The following is a 15,146-nucleotide window of genomic DNA, read 5'->3' as shown; positions in this document are numbered from 1 at the left end:
GGCAGGTCCGGCTCAGCCGCGCCGGACGTTTCCGGCGCGTCGGCGGGCGACGTCGCCGCCGATCGAGCCCAGGATCAATGCCGTCTGCAGGATCAGCGCCTCCCGCGGCCCGGTGGCATCCCAGCCGATGACGTCCGAGACCCGCTTGAGGCGGTACCGGACGGTGTTCGGGTGCACGAACAGCTCCCGGGCCGTCGCCTCGAGCGAGCGGCCGTTGTCGAGGTAGCTCCAGAGGGTGGTGACGAGGTCGGTGGAGTGCGCCTGGAGGGGGCGGTAGATCCGCTCGATGAGCGTGCTCTTCGCGAGCGGGTCGCCGGCGAGGGCGCGTTCGGGCAGGAGGTCGTCGGCGTCGACGGGCCGCGGCGCGTGACGCCACGACTTCGCCACGGCGAAGCCCGCCAGCGCGGCTCGGGCGCTGACGCCCGCGTCGAGGAGCGCGGGAGCGGTCGGGCCCAGGACGAGGTGGCCGGTGCCGAACCCTGGCTCGAGCCGCCGCGCGATGTCGGCGAACGCGAGCTCTTCGGCGTCCTCCCGGCCGGACTGGTCGGCACGCCCGATGACGAGCACCAGGCGGGAGCCCTGCACGCCGATCAGGACGTCGACGCCGAGCTTCCGCGCGGTGCGACGCACCTGGTCGACGTCGAGCTGGGGCGGCGTGGTCCCGACGAGCACCGCCACCTCGCCGTGCCCGTGCCATCCGAGGGCCGCGATGCGGCTGGGCAGCTCCTCGTCCGCTTCACCGGTGAGGATCGAGTCCACGACGAGGGCCTCGAGTCGCGCATCCCAGAGGCCGCGCGCCTCGGCGGCACGCGCGTACACATCCGCGGCGGCGAAGGCGACTTCGCGGGAGTAGAGCAGCATGCTCTCCCGGAGCCCGTTGCCCTTGCCCGCGACGCGCTGCTCGGTCGTCTCGACGGTCACGCGGATCAGCTGGAGGGTCTGCGTCAGGCTGATGCTGCGCAGCAGCTCGCGCGGCGCCGACGCGAAGATGTCCGCCGCGATCCACGGCGTCGACGTCGGATCGTCGTACCAGTCGATGAACGACGAGATCCCCGACTGGGCGACGAGACCGACGGCCGACCGCCGTCCCGGGGGCATCTCGGCGTACCACGGCAGCGACTCCTCGAGTCGCCGCAGGGTCGTGGTCGCCAGATCCCCCGAGATGCGGCGGAGCCACGCAAGTGTCTCCGCCTTCTCCTGAGCGGTCGGCCGTTCGGTCATGTCGGCGGGTGTCAGGACTCGCCGCCCGCGTTGCCCGAGGTGCCCGCGCTGACGTCGTGCAGCCGGTACTTCTCGATCGCCTGAGCGACGACGTCCCGACCGATGACGCCGTCCTCCGCGAGGGAGAGCAGCGTGCGCACCGCGATCGAGGGGCCGTCGATCTTGAAGTGGCGACGGGCGGCGGCGCGGGTGTCCGAGAAGCCGAAGCCCTCGGCACCGAGCGTCGCGTAGCGGCGCGGCACCCACTGGCGGATCTGGTCCTGCACGGCGTGCATGAAGTCGCTGACGGCGACGACCGGGCCCTCCGAGTCGCGCAGCTTCTCGGTGATGTAGGCGGTGCGCGGCTCGTCGAGCGGGTTGAGGTAGTTGTGCTCGTCGGCGGCGAGGCCGTCGCGGCGGAGCTCCGTCCAGCTCGTGACGGACCAGACGTCCGCCACGACGCCCCAGTCGTCCTTCAGCAGCTGCTGGGCTTCGTGCGCCCAGGCGAGCCCGACGCCGGAGGCGAGGATCTGCGCGCGGTGGCCGTCCCCGTCGCCTGCCGAGACGCGGTGGATGCCGCGGACGATGCCGTCGACGTCGACATCCTCCGGCTCCTTGGGCTGCACGATCGGCTCGTTGTAGACCGTGATGTAGTACATGACGTTCGGGTCGGGGTGCTCGCCGCCGTACATGCGCTCGAGGCCCGCCTGCACGATGTGCGCGATCTCATAGCCGTAGGCCGGGTCGTACGACACGGTCGCCGGGTTCGTCGACGCCAGCAGGTGGGAGTGCCCGTCGGCGTGCTGCAGGCCCTCGCCGGTGAGCGTCGTGCGGCCCGCCGTCGCGCCGATGATGAAGCCGCGCGCCATCTGGTCGCCCGCCGCCCACTGCGCGTCGCCGGTCCGCTGGAAGCCGAACATCGAGTAGAAGACGTAGACCGGGATCAGCGGCTCGCCGTGCGTCGCGTACGACGTTCCGAGGCCGGTGAACGCCGCGACGGCGCCGGCCTCGTTGATGCCGACGTGGACGATCTGTCCCTGCGGGCTCTCCTTGTAGGCGAGCAGCAGCTCCCGGTCGACCGACGTGTAGTTCTGCCCGTTCGGGTTGTAGATCTTCGCCGTCGGGAAGTACGCGTCCATGCCGAACGTGCGGGCCTCGTCGGGGATGATCGGGACGATCCGGTTGCCGAAGTCCTTCGCACGCAGCAGGTCCTTGAGCAGGCGCACGAACGCCATGGTCGTGGCGACCTCCTGCGTCCCGGAACCCTTCTTGGGCAGCGCGTACACGCTGTCCTCGGGGAGCGAGATCGCCGTGTGCGACGACCGCCGCTGCGGCAGCGTCCCGCCCAGGGCGCGACGGCGCTCGACCATATACTGGATCGTCTTGTCCTCGGCGCCGGGGTGGTAGTACGGCGGCTCGTAGGGGTTCTCCTCGAGCTGCGCGTCGGTGACCGGGATGTCCATCTGGTCGCGGAACAGCTTCAGGTCGTCGAGGGTCATCTTCTTCATCTGGTGGGTCGCGTTGCGCCCCTCGAAGTGCGGACCGAGGCCGTAGCCCTTGACGGTCTTCGCGAGGATGACCGTCGGCTGGCCCTTGTGCTCCATGGCGGCCTTGTACGCGGCGTAGACCTTGCGGTAGTCGTGGCCTCCGCGCTTGAGGTTCCAGATCTGCTCGTCGCTGTAGTCCTTGACCAGGGCGGCGGCGCGCTCGTCACGACCGAAGAAGTGCTCGCGGACGAAGGCGCCGTTCTCGGCCTTGTACGTCTGGAAGTCGCCGTCGGGGGTGACGTTCATGAGGTTGAGCAGTGCGCCGTCGCTGTCGCGGTCGAGCAGGTCGTCCCACTCGCGGCCCCAGACCACCTTGATGACGTTCCAGCCGGCACCGCGGAAGAAGCTCTCGAGCTCCTGCACGATCTTGCCGTTGCCGCGGACGGGGCCGTCGAGGCGCTGCAGGTTGCAGTTGACGACGAAGGTCAGGTTGTCGAGGCCCTCGTTCGCGGCGACCTGGAGCTGGCCGCGGCTCTCGACCTCGTCCATCTCGCCGTCGCCCAGGAAGGCCCAGACGTGCGAGTCGGAGACGTCCTTGATGCCGCGGTTGGCGAGGTACTTGTTCGTCATCGCCTGGTACACGGCGTTGATCGGGCCGAGGCCCATCGACACCGTCGGGAACTGCCAGTAGTCCGGCATGAGGCGAGGGTGCGGGTACGACGGGAGCCCGTGCGGCGCGGCGGAGGCCTCCTGACGGAAGCCGTCCAGCTGCTGGGCGGTGAGGCCGCCCTCGAGGAAGGAGCGGGCGTACATGCCGGGGGAGGCGTGCCCCTGGAAGAACACCTGGTCACCGCCGCTGGCGTGGTCCGGGCCGCGGAAGAAGTGGTTGAAGCCCACCTCGTAGAGCGCCGCGGACGACGCGTACGTCGAGATGTGTCCGCCGACGCCGATGCCGGGGCGCTGCGCCCGGTGAACGGTGAGTGCGGCGTTCCAGCGGATCCAGCGGCGGTACCGGCGCTCGATCTCCTCGTCACCGGGGAACTCGGGCTCGCTCTCGGCGGGGATCGTGTTGATGTAGTCCGTCGTGGGCACCTGCGGGACGTTCAGGTGCAGCTCGCGCGAGCGCTGCAGCATGCTCAGCATGATCTCGCGGCCGCGGCCGGCGCCACGGGCGTCGACGAGCTGCTGCAGGGACTCCTGCCACTCGGACGTCTCTTCGGGATCGCTGTCCTGCGGGCCCTGCGAGTACGGATCCTGATCGTTGACAGTCACAAGAGGCCTTTCGTCGTCTGGCAGATCGTGCCAGGAAGGGGGAATCTGGCGGGGGTGGGCTTGTCAGCACCACACAACCCGCTTGTCCTCAGCCTACCCATTCCGCTCCGGGGTGAGCCGCCTCGTAGACTGATGCGCACCAGGGCCTTTAGCTCAGCTGGTAGAGCGCCACGTTTACACCGTGGATGTCGTCGGTTCGATCCCGGCAGGGCCCACGTGAAAGCCTCTCTCGCGCATCAGACCCGACTGCTCGACCTCGCCGCGCTCGACGAGGACATCCGCCGCGCCGATCTCGCGAAGAAGAACCCATCGCAGGGCGCGCGGGTGAAGGAGCTGCTGGCCGAGCGGGCCACGCTGTCGACCGAGCTCACCCGGCTGCTGGGCCAGCGCGACGACGCGCGGGCCGAGCTCGCCCGCATCGAATCCGACGTCGCCGTCGTCGACGCGCGATCGGCGCGCGACGCCGAGCGCCTCGCCGCGAGCACGAATGCGAAGGACGCGCAGGGCCTGGAGCACGAGATCGCCTCGCTCGCCAAGCGGAAGAACGACCTCGAGGACGCCGAGATCGTGATCATGGAGCGGATCGAAGCGCTCGACGCCGAGATCGCGGGGCAGGAGGCCCTCATCGCGGCGACGAACGACGAGGGCGCGCGGCTGAGCGCCGAGGGCAAGCGCGCCGTCGCCGAGGCGACCGCGAAGCTGGATGCCGCGACGCGCGACCGCGCCGCCGTCGCCGCCGAGCTTCCGGCCGATCTCGTGGCGATGTACGAGCGGCTCGCCGCTCGCGGCGTCGGTGTCGGTCTGCTGCACGAGCGGACCTGCGGCGGGTGCCGCATGGTGCTCTCCGGCACCGATCTGGCGAAGCTCCGCACCGTGCCCGAGGACGAGGTGGTCACCTGCCCCGAATGCGGGGGGATCCTCGTGCGCACCTACGACTCCGGTCACTGATCCCGCACACCCCATGAGCGAGCCGGCGCGCCACGGCGACGCGGCGTGGATCGTGGTCGGCGCGGCCTCCGGCGGCGTCGAGCTCGTCGAGTTCGACGCCGCGCTCGACGAGATCGCGCGGACACGGATGCCGCGGGTCGAGCTGCCCGCGCGCGTCGCTGCGACTCCCGCGGACGTGCGCTGGGTCTGGAGCGACGCGACCCACTGGTATGGACCGCTCGTCGCCGCCGGTGTCCGGGTCGCGCGGTGCCACGACCTCCGCCTCGCGCACGCGATCCTCCGCGACAGCGCGTCGGTCGCGGCCGCGTCGGACCTGCGTGCCGCCACCGCGTGGGATGCGCCGCCGAGCGCCACGGCGGAGACCGCGGCGACGCTGTTCGATCTGGAGGGGGGCGCGGCGGGCGTCCCGCACGACCTCGACGAGGCGCTGCGGGAGTTCGCCCGGCAGCAGGAGGCGCTGGCCGGAGGGGCGCCGGGGCTCCGCGTCCTGCTGGCGGCGGAGTCGGCGGGCGCCCTGCTGGCGGTCGAGATGCATGTCGCCGGCGTCCCGTGGGACGGAGCCGTGCACGACGGCATCCTCGAGGAGATCCTGGGCGCCCGGCCCGGAAGCGGGCGGCTGCCCCGTCGCGTCGAGGAGGTGGCGACGCAGGTGCGGGAGCTGCTCGGCGACCCGGCCGCGAGTCTCGACTCGCAGCCGAAGCTCCTGCGCGCCCTCCACCGGGTGGGGGTGCTCGCGGCCTCGACGAGCAGGTGGGAGCTCGCCGAGTTCGACCATCCCGTCATCGCGCCGCTGCTCACCTACAAGAAGCTCACCCGCCTGCTGAGCGCGAACGGCTGGGCCTGGCGCGAGGAGTGGGCGCCCGACGGCCGCTTCCGCCCCGTCTATGTCCCGGGCGGCGTCGTGACCGGGCGGTGGGCGTCGTCCGGCGGAGGCGCGCTGCAGCTGCCCCGCCAGCTGCGCCCCGCGGTGCATGCGGATCCGGGCTGGGTGCTCGTCGTCGCCGACGTCGCGCAGCTCGAGCCGCGCGTGCTGGCGGCGATGTCGCGCGACACGGCGCTGGCCGACAGTGCCCGCGGAACGGACCTGTACGAGGGGATCGTCGCCCGCGGTGTGATCCGGACCCGGCAGGAGGCGAAGGTGGCCATGCTCGGCGCGATGTACGGCGCCACAAGCGGCGACAGCGGGCGCCTCGTCCCCGCGCTGCGGAAGGCCTACCCCCGCGCTATGGGGCTCGTGGACGCCGCCGCGCGGACGGGGGAGGCGGGTGGCGTCGTCTCGACGTGGCTGGGGCGCTCCGCACCGCCGCCGACGGCGGAGTGGCACGCGCTGCAGGGCCGGGCGGGGAATCCGGATGCCACCGAGGCGGACCGGACGCGCGCGTCCCGATCGGCGCGGGACCGCGGCCGCTTCACCCGGAACTTCGTCGTCCAGGGCACCGCGGCGGAATGGGCCCTCGCCTGGCTCGCCGACCTCCGCCTGCGCCTCGCGGCCCTGCCGCCGGTCGACGATCGGGCGGCGGCGCCACGCTCCGGCATCCTGCAGTCGCGTCGTGCGCACCTGGCGTTCTTCCTCCACGACGAGGTGATCGTGCATGCGCCCCGCGAGCAGGCGGATGCCGCCGCCGCGGCGGTCCGCGACGCCGCCGACGCGGCGACGCGGCTGCTGTTCGGGAGCTTCCCCCTCGACTTCCGGCTCGATCTGCAGATCCGCGCGGATGCCGCGAAGGACTGAGATGCGCGGGCGGCGCGGCTAGACTCGGCATGCGAATGGGTCGGCTGGACGGTCGCGTTGCGGGTGACCGCACCGAGGAACGTCCGGGCTCCACAGGGCAGGGCGGTGGGTAACACCCACCCGGAGTGATCCGCGAGACAGTGCCACAGAGAGCAGACCGCCCCGGTTCCGACCGGGGTAAGGGTGAAAGGGTGGTGTAAGAGACCACCGGGATCGTGGTGACACGATCCGCACGGTAAACCTCGCCCGGAGCAAGGCCAGACAGAGGATGCTGACGCGGCTCGCCGAGTCCTCGGGTAGGCCGCTGGAGCGGCACGGCAACGTGTCGCCGAGAGAGATGACCGTCCACGGGGCATCCGCCCCCGGACAGAACCCGGCGTACAGGCCGGCCCATTCGTTCAACCACCACCCCTCACGTCACCCGCGTGTCTTTCTCATCGGAGGGGGAGGTGCCACTGCCGGTGGACGCGGGGGCCGCGAGCGCGATGAGCCCGATGGTCAGGACCGCGGCGGCGGCGTAGGTGATCTGCCCAGCGCGGGTCATCGGGTCTGCCATGACTTGTTGATGCGCGGGTCGATGATGATCTCGTCACCGGGCTGGAGGACCAGCCACTCCCCGGCCTTGTCGTCGTTGAGCATTTCGAGGCCCACCCAACTCACGCAGACACGGTCCCCGATCCCGCTGATCGTGTCGCCCGGAGCGACGATGTAGGTCGAGCGGTCCTCGCTGAGCGTGCCGTTCGCTCCCGGCATCGGGCCGCGTTCCTGGATTTCCTGGCCCCCGTTGACGGTCGCGGCCTTGATCTTGTCGACGCTGTCGCCCTCCCACTGGATGATGATGCGGGCGACGCCCCGGCATCCGTCCTCCTCTTCCTCCTCCTCGGGCTCCTCGGTGGGCTTGGGAGTGCTGACGACGGGCGAGCTGGTGCGCGGCTTCGTCGCGACGGGCTCAGCGGATCTCTCGGCGGCGGGTTCCTCGACGGCAGGCGTCGGGACGATCGCCCCGAGGGTGCCGACCGCGGGGGCCGCGAGGGCGACGAGCCCGACGAGCACGACAGCGGCGGCGGCCAAGGTGATCTTCTCGGAGCGGTTCATCGGAGGCGGATCACCTCGCCCGCCTGGATCGACCGCTGATTGTCATTCAGTTTGTTGACCGTCGAGCGGGAGACGCAGAACCGGCCCGCGACGGCGTCGAACGTGTCGCCCGCCGCCAGCTTGTAGGAGATCGCATAGCCGGTCGCGGTGCGCTCGATGACGTCGCCGGTCGCGTGCTCGAGCGGACCGCGATCCTGGCCCTCGGGTGACTCAGCGCAGGCGGCCTCGGCCTCGGCGCGAGTCTCGGAGACAGGCTCGACAGGCTCGTCGGTTTCCTTCGCCCAGGCGATCATGCGGTCCTCGTCAGGGGTGAGGTCGAGGCGCTGTCCGGGCTGGATCGTCTCGTAGACGCCCTCGTTCATCATGGACAGGGCGACGGAGTCGTAGCAGAACCGGTCCGCGATGCCGCGCATGTTGTCGCCCGAGGCGACGGTGTAGGCGATCGGGTCGCCGTCGCCGTTGACCTCGACGTCGCCCATCGCGCCGCCGTCCGCCCCGGTGTCGACAGCCTTGCCGTACTCCTGGACCTCCCAGACGCCGTCGGTCGTGCCGACCTGCGAGTAGGCGACACGTTCGCACTTCGGGTGCAGGACGCCGTCGGTCGGGCGACCGTTCTCGATGTAATAGGCCGTAGCGTCGTCGGCCTTCTGCTCGGGAGGCGTGGCCTTGGCCTTCTCGTAGGCGTCTGCGATCTTCTCGCCGCGGCTCTTCTCGGTGGCGGGCGTCTGGGATCCCGCTTCGCTCGTGTCGGACACGGAGCAGCCGGCGAGTGCGCTGAGGGCCAGGGTGAGGGCCGCTGCGATCGCTGCGATCCTGGTCGTGGTTCTCACGGGGCAAGACGGTACTCGTGTTGCTCCGGAGAAAGCCAGCCGGGCCACCCGTCCTCGGTGACGGTGCCCAGAGCCTGCCCCGCAGCGCGTGCGCGGAGCCGCCCGCATCGACCACGAGCGACCGTCATCAAAGCTCGACTGATGACGCTGTTGACCAGGGGTTACCTTGCCCTCGCCCCGGAGGGCGGGCGCGTCAGTGCGTCGTCGCCTCTGCCAGCCCTTCGGCCGCGCCGTCGCGTGTCGTGCGCGTCTCGCCGGCCAGCGCGAGGGCGGCGGCACCGATGATGCCCGCGTTGTTGCGGTGCACGGCGGGGACGATGCGCGTTCCGATGTCGAGCAGGGGCAGGAACTTGTCGGCGTGCTTGGAGACGCCGCCGCCGACGACGAACAGGTCGGGGCTGAAGAGGAACTCGACGTGGCTGTAGTACCACTGCAGCCGCGCGGCCCACTCCTCCCAGTCGAGCTTGTCGCGCTCCATCGCCGAATACGCGGTCCACGCCTCGGCGTCCCGCTTGTGGTTCGCGCGGTTGAGGTGGCCGAGCTCGGAGTTCGGAATCAGCACGCCGTTGTAGATCATGGCGCTGCCGATGCCGGTGCCCAGGGTCGTGAGGATCACGAGGCCCCCCTCGCCCCTGGCGGCGCCGTACCGCAGCTCCGCCACGCCGGCGACGTCGGCGTCGTTGGCGAAGTGGATGTCGCGACCGAGACCGTCCTCGAAGAACTCCTCGGCCTCGAAGCCGATCCAGGCGTCCGAGACGTTGGCGGCCGAGAGCGTCCGGCCGTTCTTCACGATGGCGGGGAAGGCGACGCCGAGGGGGATGTCGGACTCGGTGACCTCGAGCGTGTCGAGAACGGTCCGGACCGCGCCGAGCACGTCCTCGGGCTCCGCTCCCTTCGGGGTCGGGACCTTGATCCGGTCCGTGAGGAGGCTCCCGTCCTGGAGGTCGACGAGCGCCCCCTTGATCCCGGTGCCGCCGATGTCGATGCCGACCGCGGTCGTGGCGCTGGTTGTCATACTCCGAGCCTATCCGCCGTCCGGGCGCTGCTTTCGTAGGATGAACTGATCCCGAGGCCGAGGAGGGCCGAGATGAGCGAGACCGAGCAGTACTGGTACAACCTCACGACCAAGCAGGTGGAGCGAGGATTCGAGTCCCCGGCGGTCGACCGCGCCGGTCCGTTCGCCACGGCGGAGGAGGCGGCACGGGCGCCGGAGATCATGGCGGAGCGGTCCCGCGCGTGGGCCGAAGAGGAAGCGCGCGAGGACGGCTGGTCGGACCGATAGTCTGACAGTCGGCCCGCGGGAAGGATGCGATGGACAAGCAGCGTGACTTCGTTCTGAGGACGATCGAGGAACGAGGGGTGAAGTTCATCCGGCTCTGGTTCACGGATGTGACCGGCACCCTCAAATCGGTCGCGATCGCGCCCGCCGAGGTGGAGGGCGCCTTCGCGGAGGGCCTCGGCTTCGACGGCTCCGCCATCGAGGGGCTCACCCGCTCCTACGAGTCGGATCTGCTCGCCCATCCGGACCCCTCGACGTTCCAGGTGCTGCCGTGGCGCGGCGAGATCGACCCGACCGCGCGGATGTTCTGCGACATCACGACGCCCGACGGGCAGCCCGCCGTCGCCGACCCGCGTCACGTGCTCAAGCGCACGCTCGCGAAGGCCGCCGATGCCGGCTTCACGTTCTACACGCATCCCGAGATCGAGTTCTACCTGCTGAAGTCCTCGTCCTACGGTCCCGGCGGGCCCGAGCCGGTGGACTCCGCCGGCTACTTCGACAACGTCCCCGGCGGCACCGCGCACGACTTCCGTCGGCGGTCGGTGCGGATGCTGGAGGACCTCGGCATCTCGGTGGAGTACAGCCACCACGAGGGCGGGCCGGGTCAGAACGAGATCGACCTGCGCTACGCCGACGCCCTCGCGACGGCGGACAACATCATGACGTTCCGCACCGTGGTGAAAGAGGTCGCGATCGAGCAGGGCGTCTACGCGACCTTCATGCCCAAGCCGCTCAGCGGCCAGCCCGGCAGCGGCATGCACACCCACATGTCCCTGTTCGAGGGCGACGTCAACGCGTTCTACCAGGAGGGCGCCCAGTACCAGCTCTCCACCGTCGGCCGCCAGTTCATCGCCGGCCTGCTGCGCCACGCGAACGAGATCTCCGCGGTCACCAACCAGTTCGTCAACTCGTACAAGCGGCTGTGGGGCGGCGACGAGGCTCCCAGCTTCATCTGCTGGGGTCACAACAACCGCTCCGCGCTCGTGCGCGTGCCGATGTACAAGCCGAACAAGGGCCAGTCCACGCGGGTCGAGTACCGCGCGCTCGACTCCGCCGCGAACCCGTACCTCGCGTACGCGCTCATGCTGGCGGCGGGCCTGAAGGGCATCGAAGAGGGCTACGAGCTCCCGCCCGAGGCCGAGGACAACGTCTGGTCGCTGACGGATGCCGAGCGTCGGGCGCTCGGCTACGCGCCGCTTCCGGCCAGCCTCGACCACGCGCTGGAGTACATGGAGGCGTCGGAGTTCGTCGCCGAGACCCTCGGCGAGCAGGTCTTCAACTACGTGCTCCTGAACAAGCGTCGCGAGTGGCAGGAGTACCGCTCGCAGGTGACGCCGTTCGAGCTGCAGAAGAACCTCGAGATGCTCTGAGGCCATGGCCTCGACCGAGCGGCGGGCCGCGCTCACCGACCTCGCCCGGGCCGGCTTCGCCGACCTGGAGGCGTCGTCGGCGGCGCTCGACGAACTGGCGGAGCTGACCGGACGGGATCGAGTCGATCTCGTCGCGGCACTCTCGCGCGCGGCCGACCCCGACGGCGCCGTCGCGGCATCCGTTCGGATCGCCCGACGGGACGCGCCCGCGCTGCAGGCGGCGCTCGACACCTCCGAGTCGGTGGTCTGGCTGCTGCTCGGCGCGTCCGACGGGCTCGCGGACTTCTTCTTCCGGCATCCCGACGAGCTCGGCTGCCTCGACGGCGCCGGAGCAGCGCTGCCGACGGCCGACGAGATGCGGGCCGCGCTCCGCGGCTCGGTCGGCGCGGACGCCGACGGATTCGCCGCGGCGGGGGACGAGAGCGGCTGGGTCGCCCTGCGCGTGCGCTATCGCGCGCTGATCGCGCGCATCGCGGCGTTCGACCTGTCCGCCGGGAACGCCACCGACGTCCTCCCGGCCGTGGCAGCCGCCCTCGCCGACGCGGCCGGTGCCGCCCTCGACGCGTCGCTGTGCGTCGCGCGGACCCGGGCCGCGGGCGCGATGTTCCCCCGCGAGCAGGTGGGCGCGACGCGCCTGGCCATCATCGGGATGGGCAAGACCGGCGCGCGCGAGCTGAACTACGTCAGCGACGTCGACGTGATCTTCGTGGGCGGGGTGGCCGAGGGCGCGGACCTCGCCGAGGCGCGCGCGATCGACATCGCCACGCGACTCGCGACCCTCACGATGCGCGGGATCGCGGACGTCGAAGTCGAGCCGCCGCTGTGGGAGGTGGATGCGAACCTCCGCCCCGAGGGCAAGCAGGGCGCTCTCGTCCGCTCGCTCGACTCCCATCTGTCGTACTACGACCGCTGGGCGAAGAGCTGGGAGTTCCAGGCCCTGCTCAAGGCCCGCCCGCTGGCGGGCGATCTGATGCTCGGTGAGGCGTACTGCGCCGCCGTCCAGCCGAAGGTCTGGGCCAGCAGCGCGCGGGAGAACTTCGTCGACAGCGTGCAGCGCATGCGCGAGCGGGTCACCGAGCACATCCCCGCCGACGAGGTGTCCCGTCAGCTGAAGCTCGGACCGGGCGGCATCCGCGATGTCGAGTTCACCGTCCAGCTGCTGCAGCTCGTCCACGGTCTCGGCGACGACCGGATCCGGCAGCAGAGCACCCTCGAGGCGCTCGACGCACTGGTGGCCGGGGGGTACATCGGGCGAGCGGATGCCGCGGCGTTCGGACAGCACTACCGGACGCTCCGCGTCCTCGAGCATCGGCTGCAGCTGCGCCGGCTGCTGCGGACCCACCTCATGCCGACCGAGCCGGACGAGCTGCGCGTCCTCGCCCGGTCGTCACAGCTCGCTCCGGATGCCGGCGGCATCACCGCGCTGTGGGATTCCGTCAAGCTGCAGGTGCGCGAGATCCATGTGCGGCTGTTCTACCGGCCGCTCCTCTCGGCCGTCGCCGCGCTGCCCGCGGACGAGCAGACCCTCTCGTCCGCGCAGGCGCATGACCGGCTCGCCGCCATCGGCTTCCGCGATCCGGCCGGGTCGCTGCGGCACATCGGCGCGCTGACGAGCGGTCTCAGCCGCAAGGCGACGATCCAGCGGCACCTCATGCCGGTCATGATCCGGTGGTTCGCCGACGGCGTCGACCCCGACTACGGCCTCCTCGCGTTCCGACGGATCAGCGAGCGGCTGGGGGACACCCCCTGGTTCCTGCGCGTTCTCCGGGACTCCTCGGGCGCCGCCGAGCGGCTCACGCGCGTGCTGTCGGGTTCGCGGTACGCCGCCGACCTGATGGAGTGGATCCCCGAGTCGGTCGCCTGGCTGGACGGCGGCGAGCAGCTGCGGCCTCGCACGGGGTTCGCCCTGCAGGAGGAGGCGCGTGCGATCCAGACGCGGCACGAGCACATCGCGGATGCCATGCGGTCGGTGCGCGCGCTCCGGAGGCGGGAGCTGCTGCGTCTCGCGCTCGGCGCACTGCTCGGCGAGGTGACGATCTCGGAGCTCGCGGCCGGCCTCACCGCGATCAGCGAGGTCACGATCCAGGCGACGCTCCGTGCCGTGTGGCGCGAGGTCGTGCCGCCCGAGGACGCCGCGCTCGATTTCGCGGTCATCGCCATGGGGCGCTTCGGCGGTTCGGAACTCGGCTTCGGGTCGGATGCCGACGTCATGTACGTGTACGACCCGAACGGCATCGACCCGCAACGCGCCCACGAGCTGTCCCTCCGGATCGTGCAGGGGCTGCGGATGCACTCCGAGGACCATCGCGCGCCGTTCGACCTCGACGCCGGTCTCCGCCCCGAGGGCCGCAACGGCCCGGTGGCCCGCTCGATCGACGCGTACGCGGAGTACTACCGGCGCTGGTCGCTGTCGTGGGAGGCGCAGGCGCTCCTGCGTGCGCGCGGTGTCGCGGGCAGCATCACGCTCATCACGCGGTTCATGGAGCTCGCCGACGACCTGCGCTATCCGGCGGACCCCGATCCGCAGGGACTTCGCGAGATCAAGCGCATCAAGGCCCGGGTCGAGAACGAGCGGCTCCCGCAGGGCGTCGATCGTGCGCGGCACCTGAAGCTCGGTCCCGGCGCGCTGAGCGACGTGGAATGGCTCGTCCAGCTCCTGCAGCTCCAGCACGGCGCACGGATCGAAGGGCTTCGCACCACGTCGACGACGCGGGCGCTCGAGGCGGCACGCGATGCGGGCCTGGTGCCCGAGCCCGCCGCGGAGCGCCTCGCCGAGGCCTGGTGGCTCGCCAGCCGGCTTCGCTCCGCGAACACGCTGCTGTCGGGGCAGACGAGCGACGTCCTGCCGGTCGATCGTGGCAGACTCGACGGCATCGGCCGTCTCCTCGAGTACCCGCCTCGCTCCGCCACCGAGGTGGAAGAGGACTGGCTGCGCACGGCTCGCCGTGCGCGCCGCGCCTTCGAGACACTGTTCTACGGCTGATACCTCCTTCGAAAGGGACACATGTCTGTTGGTCTGCTCGCCGTCGTCGACGACATCCTGAGCGCGGCGCTGAAGGCTTCGGCCAAGTCGGCCGGCGTCGTCATCGACGACGCCGCCGTCACCCCGCAGTACGTCCAGGGCATCACGCCCGCGCGGGAGCTCCCGGTCGTCGGCAAGATCGCTCTCGGCTCGATCGCGAACAAGTTCCTCATCATCATCCCCATCGCGCTGCTGCTCACGGCGTTCGCACCGTGGGTGCTGCCGTACCTGCTGATCATCGGCGGCGCCTTCCTCTGCTTCGAGGGCGCGGAGAAGGTGCTGGAGTGGTTCGGCGTGGTCCACGACGCCCACGACGACGGCGCCCGCGATGAGAAGAAGCTGGTGCTGGGCGCGATCCGCACCGACCTCATCCTGTCGACCGAGATCATGCTGATCTCGCTGTCGAACCTCGAGGACGACCTCAGCATCTGGCAGACCCTGGCGATCCTCGCCGTCATCGCACTGATGATGACCGGTGTCGTGTACGGCGCCGTGGCGCTGCTCGTCAAGATCGACGACATCGGGCTGCGCATGGCGAAGAGCCCGGTGCGGCGCGTGCGGCACAACGGAGCGCGGATCGTCCGCTCGATGCCGGCCGTCTTCCGGGCCATCAGCATCATCGGCACCGTCGCGATGCTGTGGGTCGGCGGCCACCTCGTGCTCGAGAACCTCGGCGCGGTCGGACTGACCGCCACGACCGACCTGCTGCACGGCGTCGAGCACCTGCTGCACGCCGCCGGCGGGGTCGTGGTCTGGATCGGCGAGACGCTCGTGTCGGCGATCGCCGGGCTCATCGTCGGCCTCCTCATCGTGGGCGTCGTGCTCCTGATCGGCCGCCTGCGGCCCGGTCGTCCGGCGCACGTCCCGGCATCCGCCGCCGCGGGTGGGCACGGCGCCGGGTCCGACTGAGG

The 15,146-nt window shown here is 71.0% G+C and carries 12 protein-coding genes, 1 tRNA gene and 1 other RNA gene; 8 read left to right on the top strand and 6 right to left on the bottom strand.

Annotated elements, in window-relative coordinates; translation table 11 throughout:
- Positions 1–12: 12 nt before the first annotated feature.
- Both AB3M83_RS09285 and aceE read right to left on the bottom strand, forming a co-directional pair.
- Positions 13–1,221: a PucR family transcriptional regulator gene (locus tag AB3M83_RS09285; protein WP_412947328.1), complete on the bottom strand. Its 1,209-nt coding sequence runs from the start codon at positions 1,219–1,221 to the stop codon at positions 13–15.
- An 11-nt stretch (positions 1,222–1,232) separates the two neighbouring features.
- The gene (aceE, locus tag AB3M83_RS09280) at positions 1,233–3,959 is read right to left on the bottom strand and encodes a pyruvate dehydrogenase (acetyl-transferring), homodimeric type (RefSeq protein WP_412947325.1); all 2,727 of its coding nucleotides are present in this window, start codon (positions 3,957–3,959) and stop codon (positions 1,233–1,235) included.
- Positions 3,960–4,101: 142 nt separating this feature from the next.
- Here aceE and AB3M83_RS09275 point away from each other — a divergent pair.
- From AB3M83_RS09275 to rnpB, 4 genes are all read left to right on the top strand, one after another.
- Positions 4,102–4,174 (top strand) — tRNA-Val (locus tag AB3M83_RS09275).
- A gap of 1 nt (position 4,175) precedes the next feature.
- Complete coding sequence (locus tag AB3M83_RS09270) at positions 4,176–4,907, top strand: zinc ribbon domain-containing protein (RefSeq protein ID WP_412947322.1); 732 nt, start codon at positions 4,176–4,178, stop codon at positions 4,905–4,907.
- Between the two features lie 13 nt (positions 4,908–4,920).
- Positions 4,921–6,639 (top strand): bifunctional 3'-5' exonuclease/DNA polymerase, encoded by a 1,719-nt coding sequence (locus AB3M83_RS09265; protein WP_412947319.1) that lies wholly within the window; start codon positions 4,921–4,923, stop codon positions 6,637–6,639.
- A 36-nt stretch (positions 6,640–6,675) separates the two neighbouring features.
- Positions 6,676–7,036: RNase P RNA component class A (gene rnpB, locus AB3M83_RS09260), an RNA gene on the top strand.
- Between the two features lie 15 nt (positions 7,037–7,051).
- On the opposite strand, the gene AB3M83_RS09255 is transcribed toward rnpB, so the two are convergent.
- The 4 genes from AB3M83_RS09255 to ppgK form a co-directional block, all read right to left on the bottom strand.
- A complete protein-coding gene (locus AB3M83_RS09255; RefSeq protein WP_412947316.1) occupies positions 7,052–7,183 on the bottom strand; it encodes a hypothetical protein in 132 nt (43 codons plus the stop codon).
- Complete coding sequence (locus AB3M83_RS09250) at positions 7,180–7,734, bottom strand: LysM peptidoglycan-binding domain-containing protein (RefSeq protein WP_412947314.1); 555 nt, start codon at positions 7,732–7,734, stop codon at positions 7,180–7,182. Before AB3M83_RS09250 ends, AB3M83_RS09255 begins: the two co-directional genes overlap by 4 nt.
- Positions 7,731–8,564 (bottom strand): LysM peptidoglycan-binding domain-containing protein, encoded by an 834-nt coding sequence (locus tag AB3M83_RS09245; protein ID WP_412947312.1) that lies wholly within the window; start codon positions 8,562–8,564, stop codon positions 7,731–7,733. Before AB3M83_RS09245 ends, AB3M83_RS09250 begins: the two co-directional genes overlap by 4 nt.
- A 193-nt stretch (positions 8,565–8,757) precedes the next feature.
- Positions 8,758–9,579 carry a polyphosphate--glucose phosphotransferase gene (gene ppgK / locus AB3M83_RS09240; RefSeq protein ID WP_412947310.1) on the bottom strand — a complete coding sequence of 274 codons (822 nt, stop codon included), beginning with the start codon at positions 9,577–9,579 and terminating at the stop codon, positions 8,758–8,760.
- A gap of 72 nt (positions 9,580–9,651) precedes the next feature.
- Between ppgK and AB3M83_RS09235 the strand changes: the two genes are divergently transcribed.
- Genes AB3M83_RS09235 through AB3M83_RS09220 form a run of 4 tightly spaced genes read left to right on the top strand, consistent with a single transcriptional unit; the run spans position 9,652 to position 15,144 of the window.
- Positions 9,652–9,846, top strand: a complete 195-nt coding sequence (locus AB3M83_RS09235; RefSeq protein WP_412947308.1) for an SPOR domain-containing protein — start codon at positions 9,652–9,654, stop codon at positions 9,844–9,846.
- A gap of 29 nt (positions 9,847–9,875) precedes the next feature.
- A complete protein-coding gene (gene glnA, locus AB3M83_RS09230) occupies positions 9,876–11,213 on the top strand; it encodes a type I glutamate--ammonia ligase (RefSeq protein ID WP_412947306.1) in 1,338 nt (445 codons plus the stop codon).
- A 4-nt stretch (positions 11,214–11,217) separates the two neighbouring features.
- Positions 11,218–14,196 (top strand): bifunctional [glutamine synthetase] adenylyltransferase/[glutamine synthetase]-adenylyl-L-tyrosine phosphorylase, encoded by a 2,979-nt coding sequence (locus tag AB3M83_RS09225; protein ID WP_412947304.1) that lies wholly within the window; start codon positions 11,218–11,220, stop codon positions 14,194–14,196.
- Between the two features lie 21 nt (positions 14,197–14,217).
- A complete protein-coding gene (locus tag AB3M83_RS09220; RefSeq protein ID WP_412947301.1) occupies positions 14,218–15,144 on the top strand; it encodes a DUF808 family protein in 927 nt (308 codons plus the stop codon).
- The last annotated feature ends 2 nt before the right edge of the window (positions 15,145–15,146 follow it).

Origin of the sequence: Microbacterium pasadenense, assembly GCF_047246565.1 — a bacterium.
GTDB lineage: Bacteria > Actinomycetota > Actinomycetes > Actinomycetales > Microbacteriaceae > Microbacterium.
Note: the sequence above shows the minus strand (reverse complement) of the source record. Positions and strands in the feature narration are given on the sequence as shown.

What these genes read in the sequence shown, in the direction of transcription:
- glnA (WP_412947306.1), top strand. Translation starts at nt 9,876, where the DNA reads ATGGACAAGCAGCGTGACTTCGTTCTGAGGACGATCGAGGAACGAGGG.
- AB3M83_RS09225 (WP_412947304.1), top strand. Translation starts at nt 11,218, where the DNA reads ATGGCCTCGACCGAGCGGCGGGCCGCGCTCACCGACCTCGCCCGGGCC.
- AB3M83_RS09235 (WP_412947308.1), top strand. Translation starts at nt 9,652, where the DNA reads ATGAGCGAGACCGAGCAGTACTGGTACAACCTCACGACCAAGCAGGTG.
- AB3M83_RS09250 (WP_412947314.1), bottom strand. Translation starts at nt 7,734, where the DNA reads ATGAACCGCTCCGAGAAGATCACCTTGGCCGCCGCCGCTGTCGTGCTC.
- ppgK (WP_412947310.1), bottom strand. Translation starts at nt 9,579, where the DNA reads ATGACAACCAGCGCCACGACCGCGGTCGGCATCGACATCGGCGGCACC.
- AB3M83_RS09285 (WP_412947328.1), bottom strand. Translation starts at nt 1,221, where the DNA reads ATGACCGAACGGCCGACCGCTCAGGAGAAGGCGGAGACACTTGCGTGG.
- AB3M83_RS09255 (WP_412947316.1), bottom strand. Translation starts at nt 7,183, where the DNA reads ATGACCCGCGCTGGGCAGATCACCTACGCCGCCGCCGCGGTCCTGACC.
- AB3M83_RS09220 (WP_412947301.1), top strand. Translation starts at nt 14,218, where the DNA reads ATGTCTGTTGGTCTGCTCGCCGTCGTCGACGACATCCTGAGCGCGGCG.
- AB3M83_RS09265 (WP_412947319.1), top strand. Translation starts at nt 4,921, where the DNA reads ATGAGCGAGCCGGCGCGCCACGGCGACGCGGCGTGGATCGTGGTCGGC.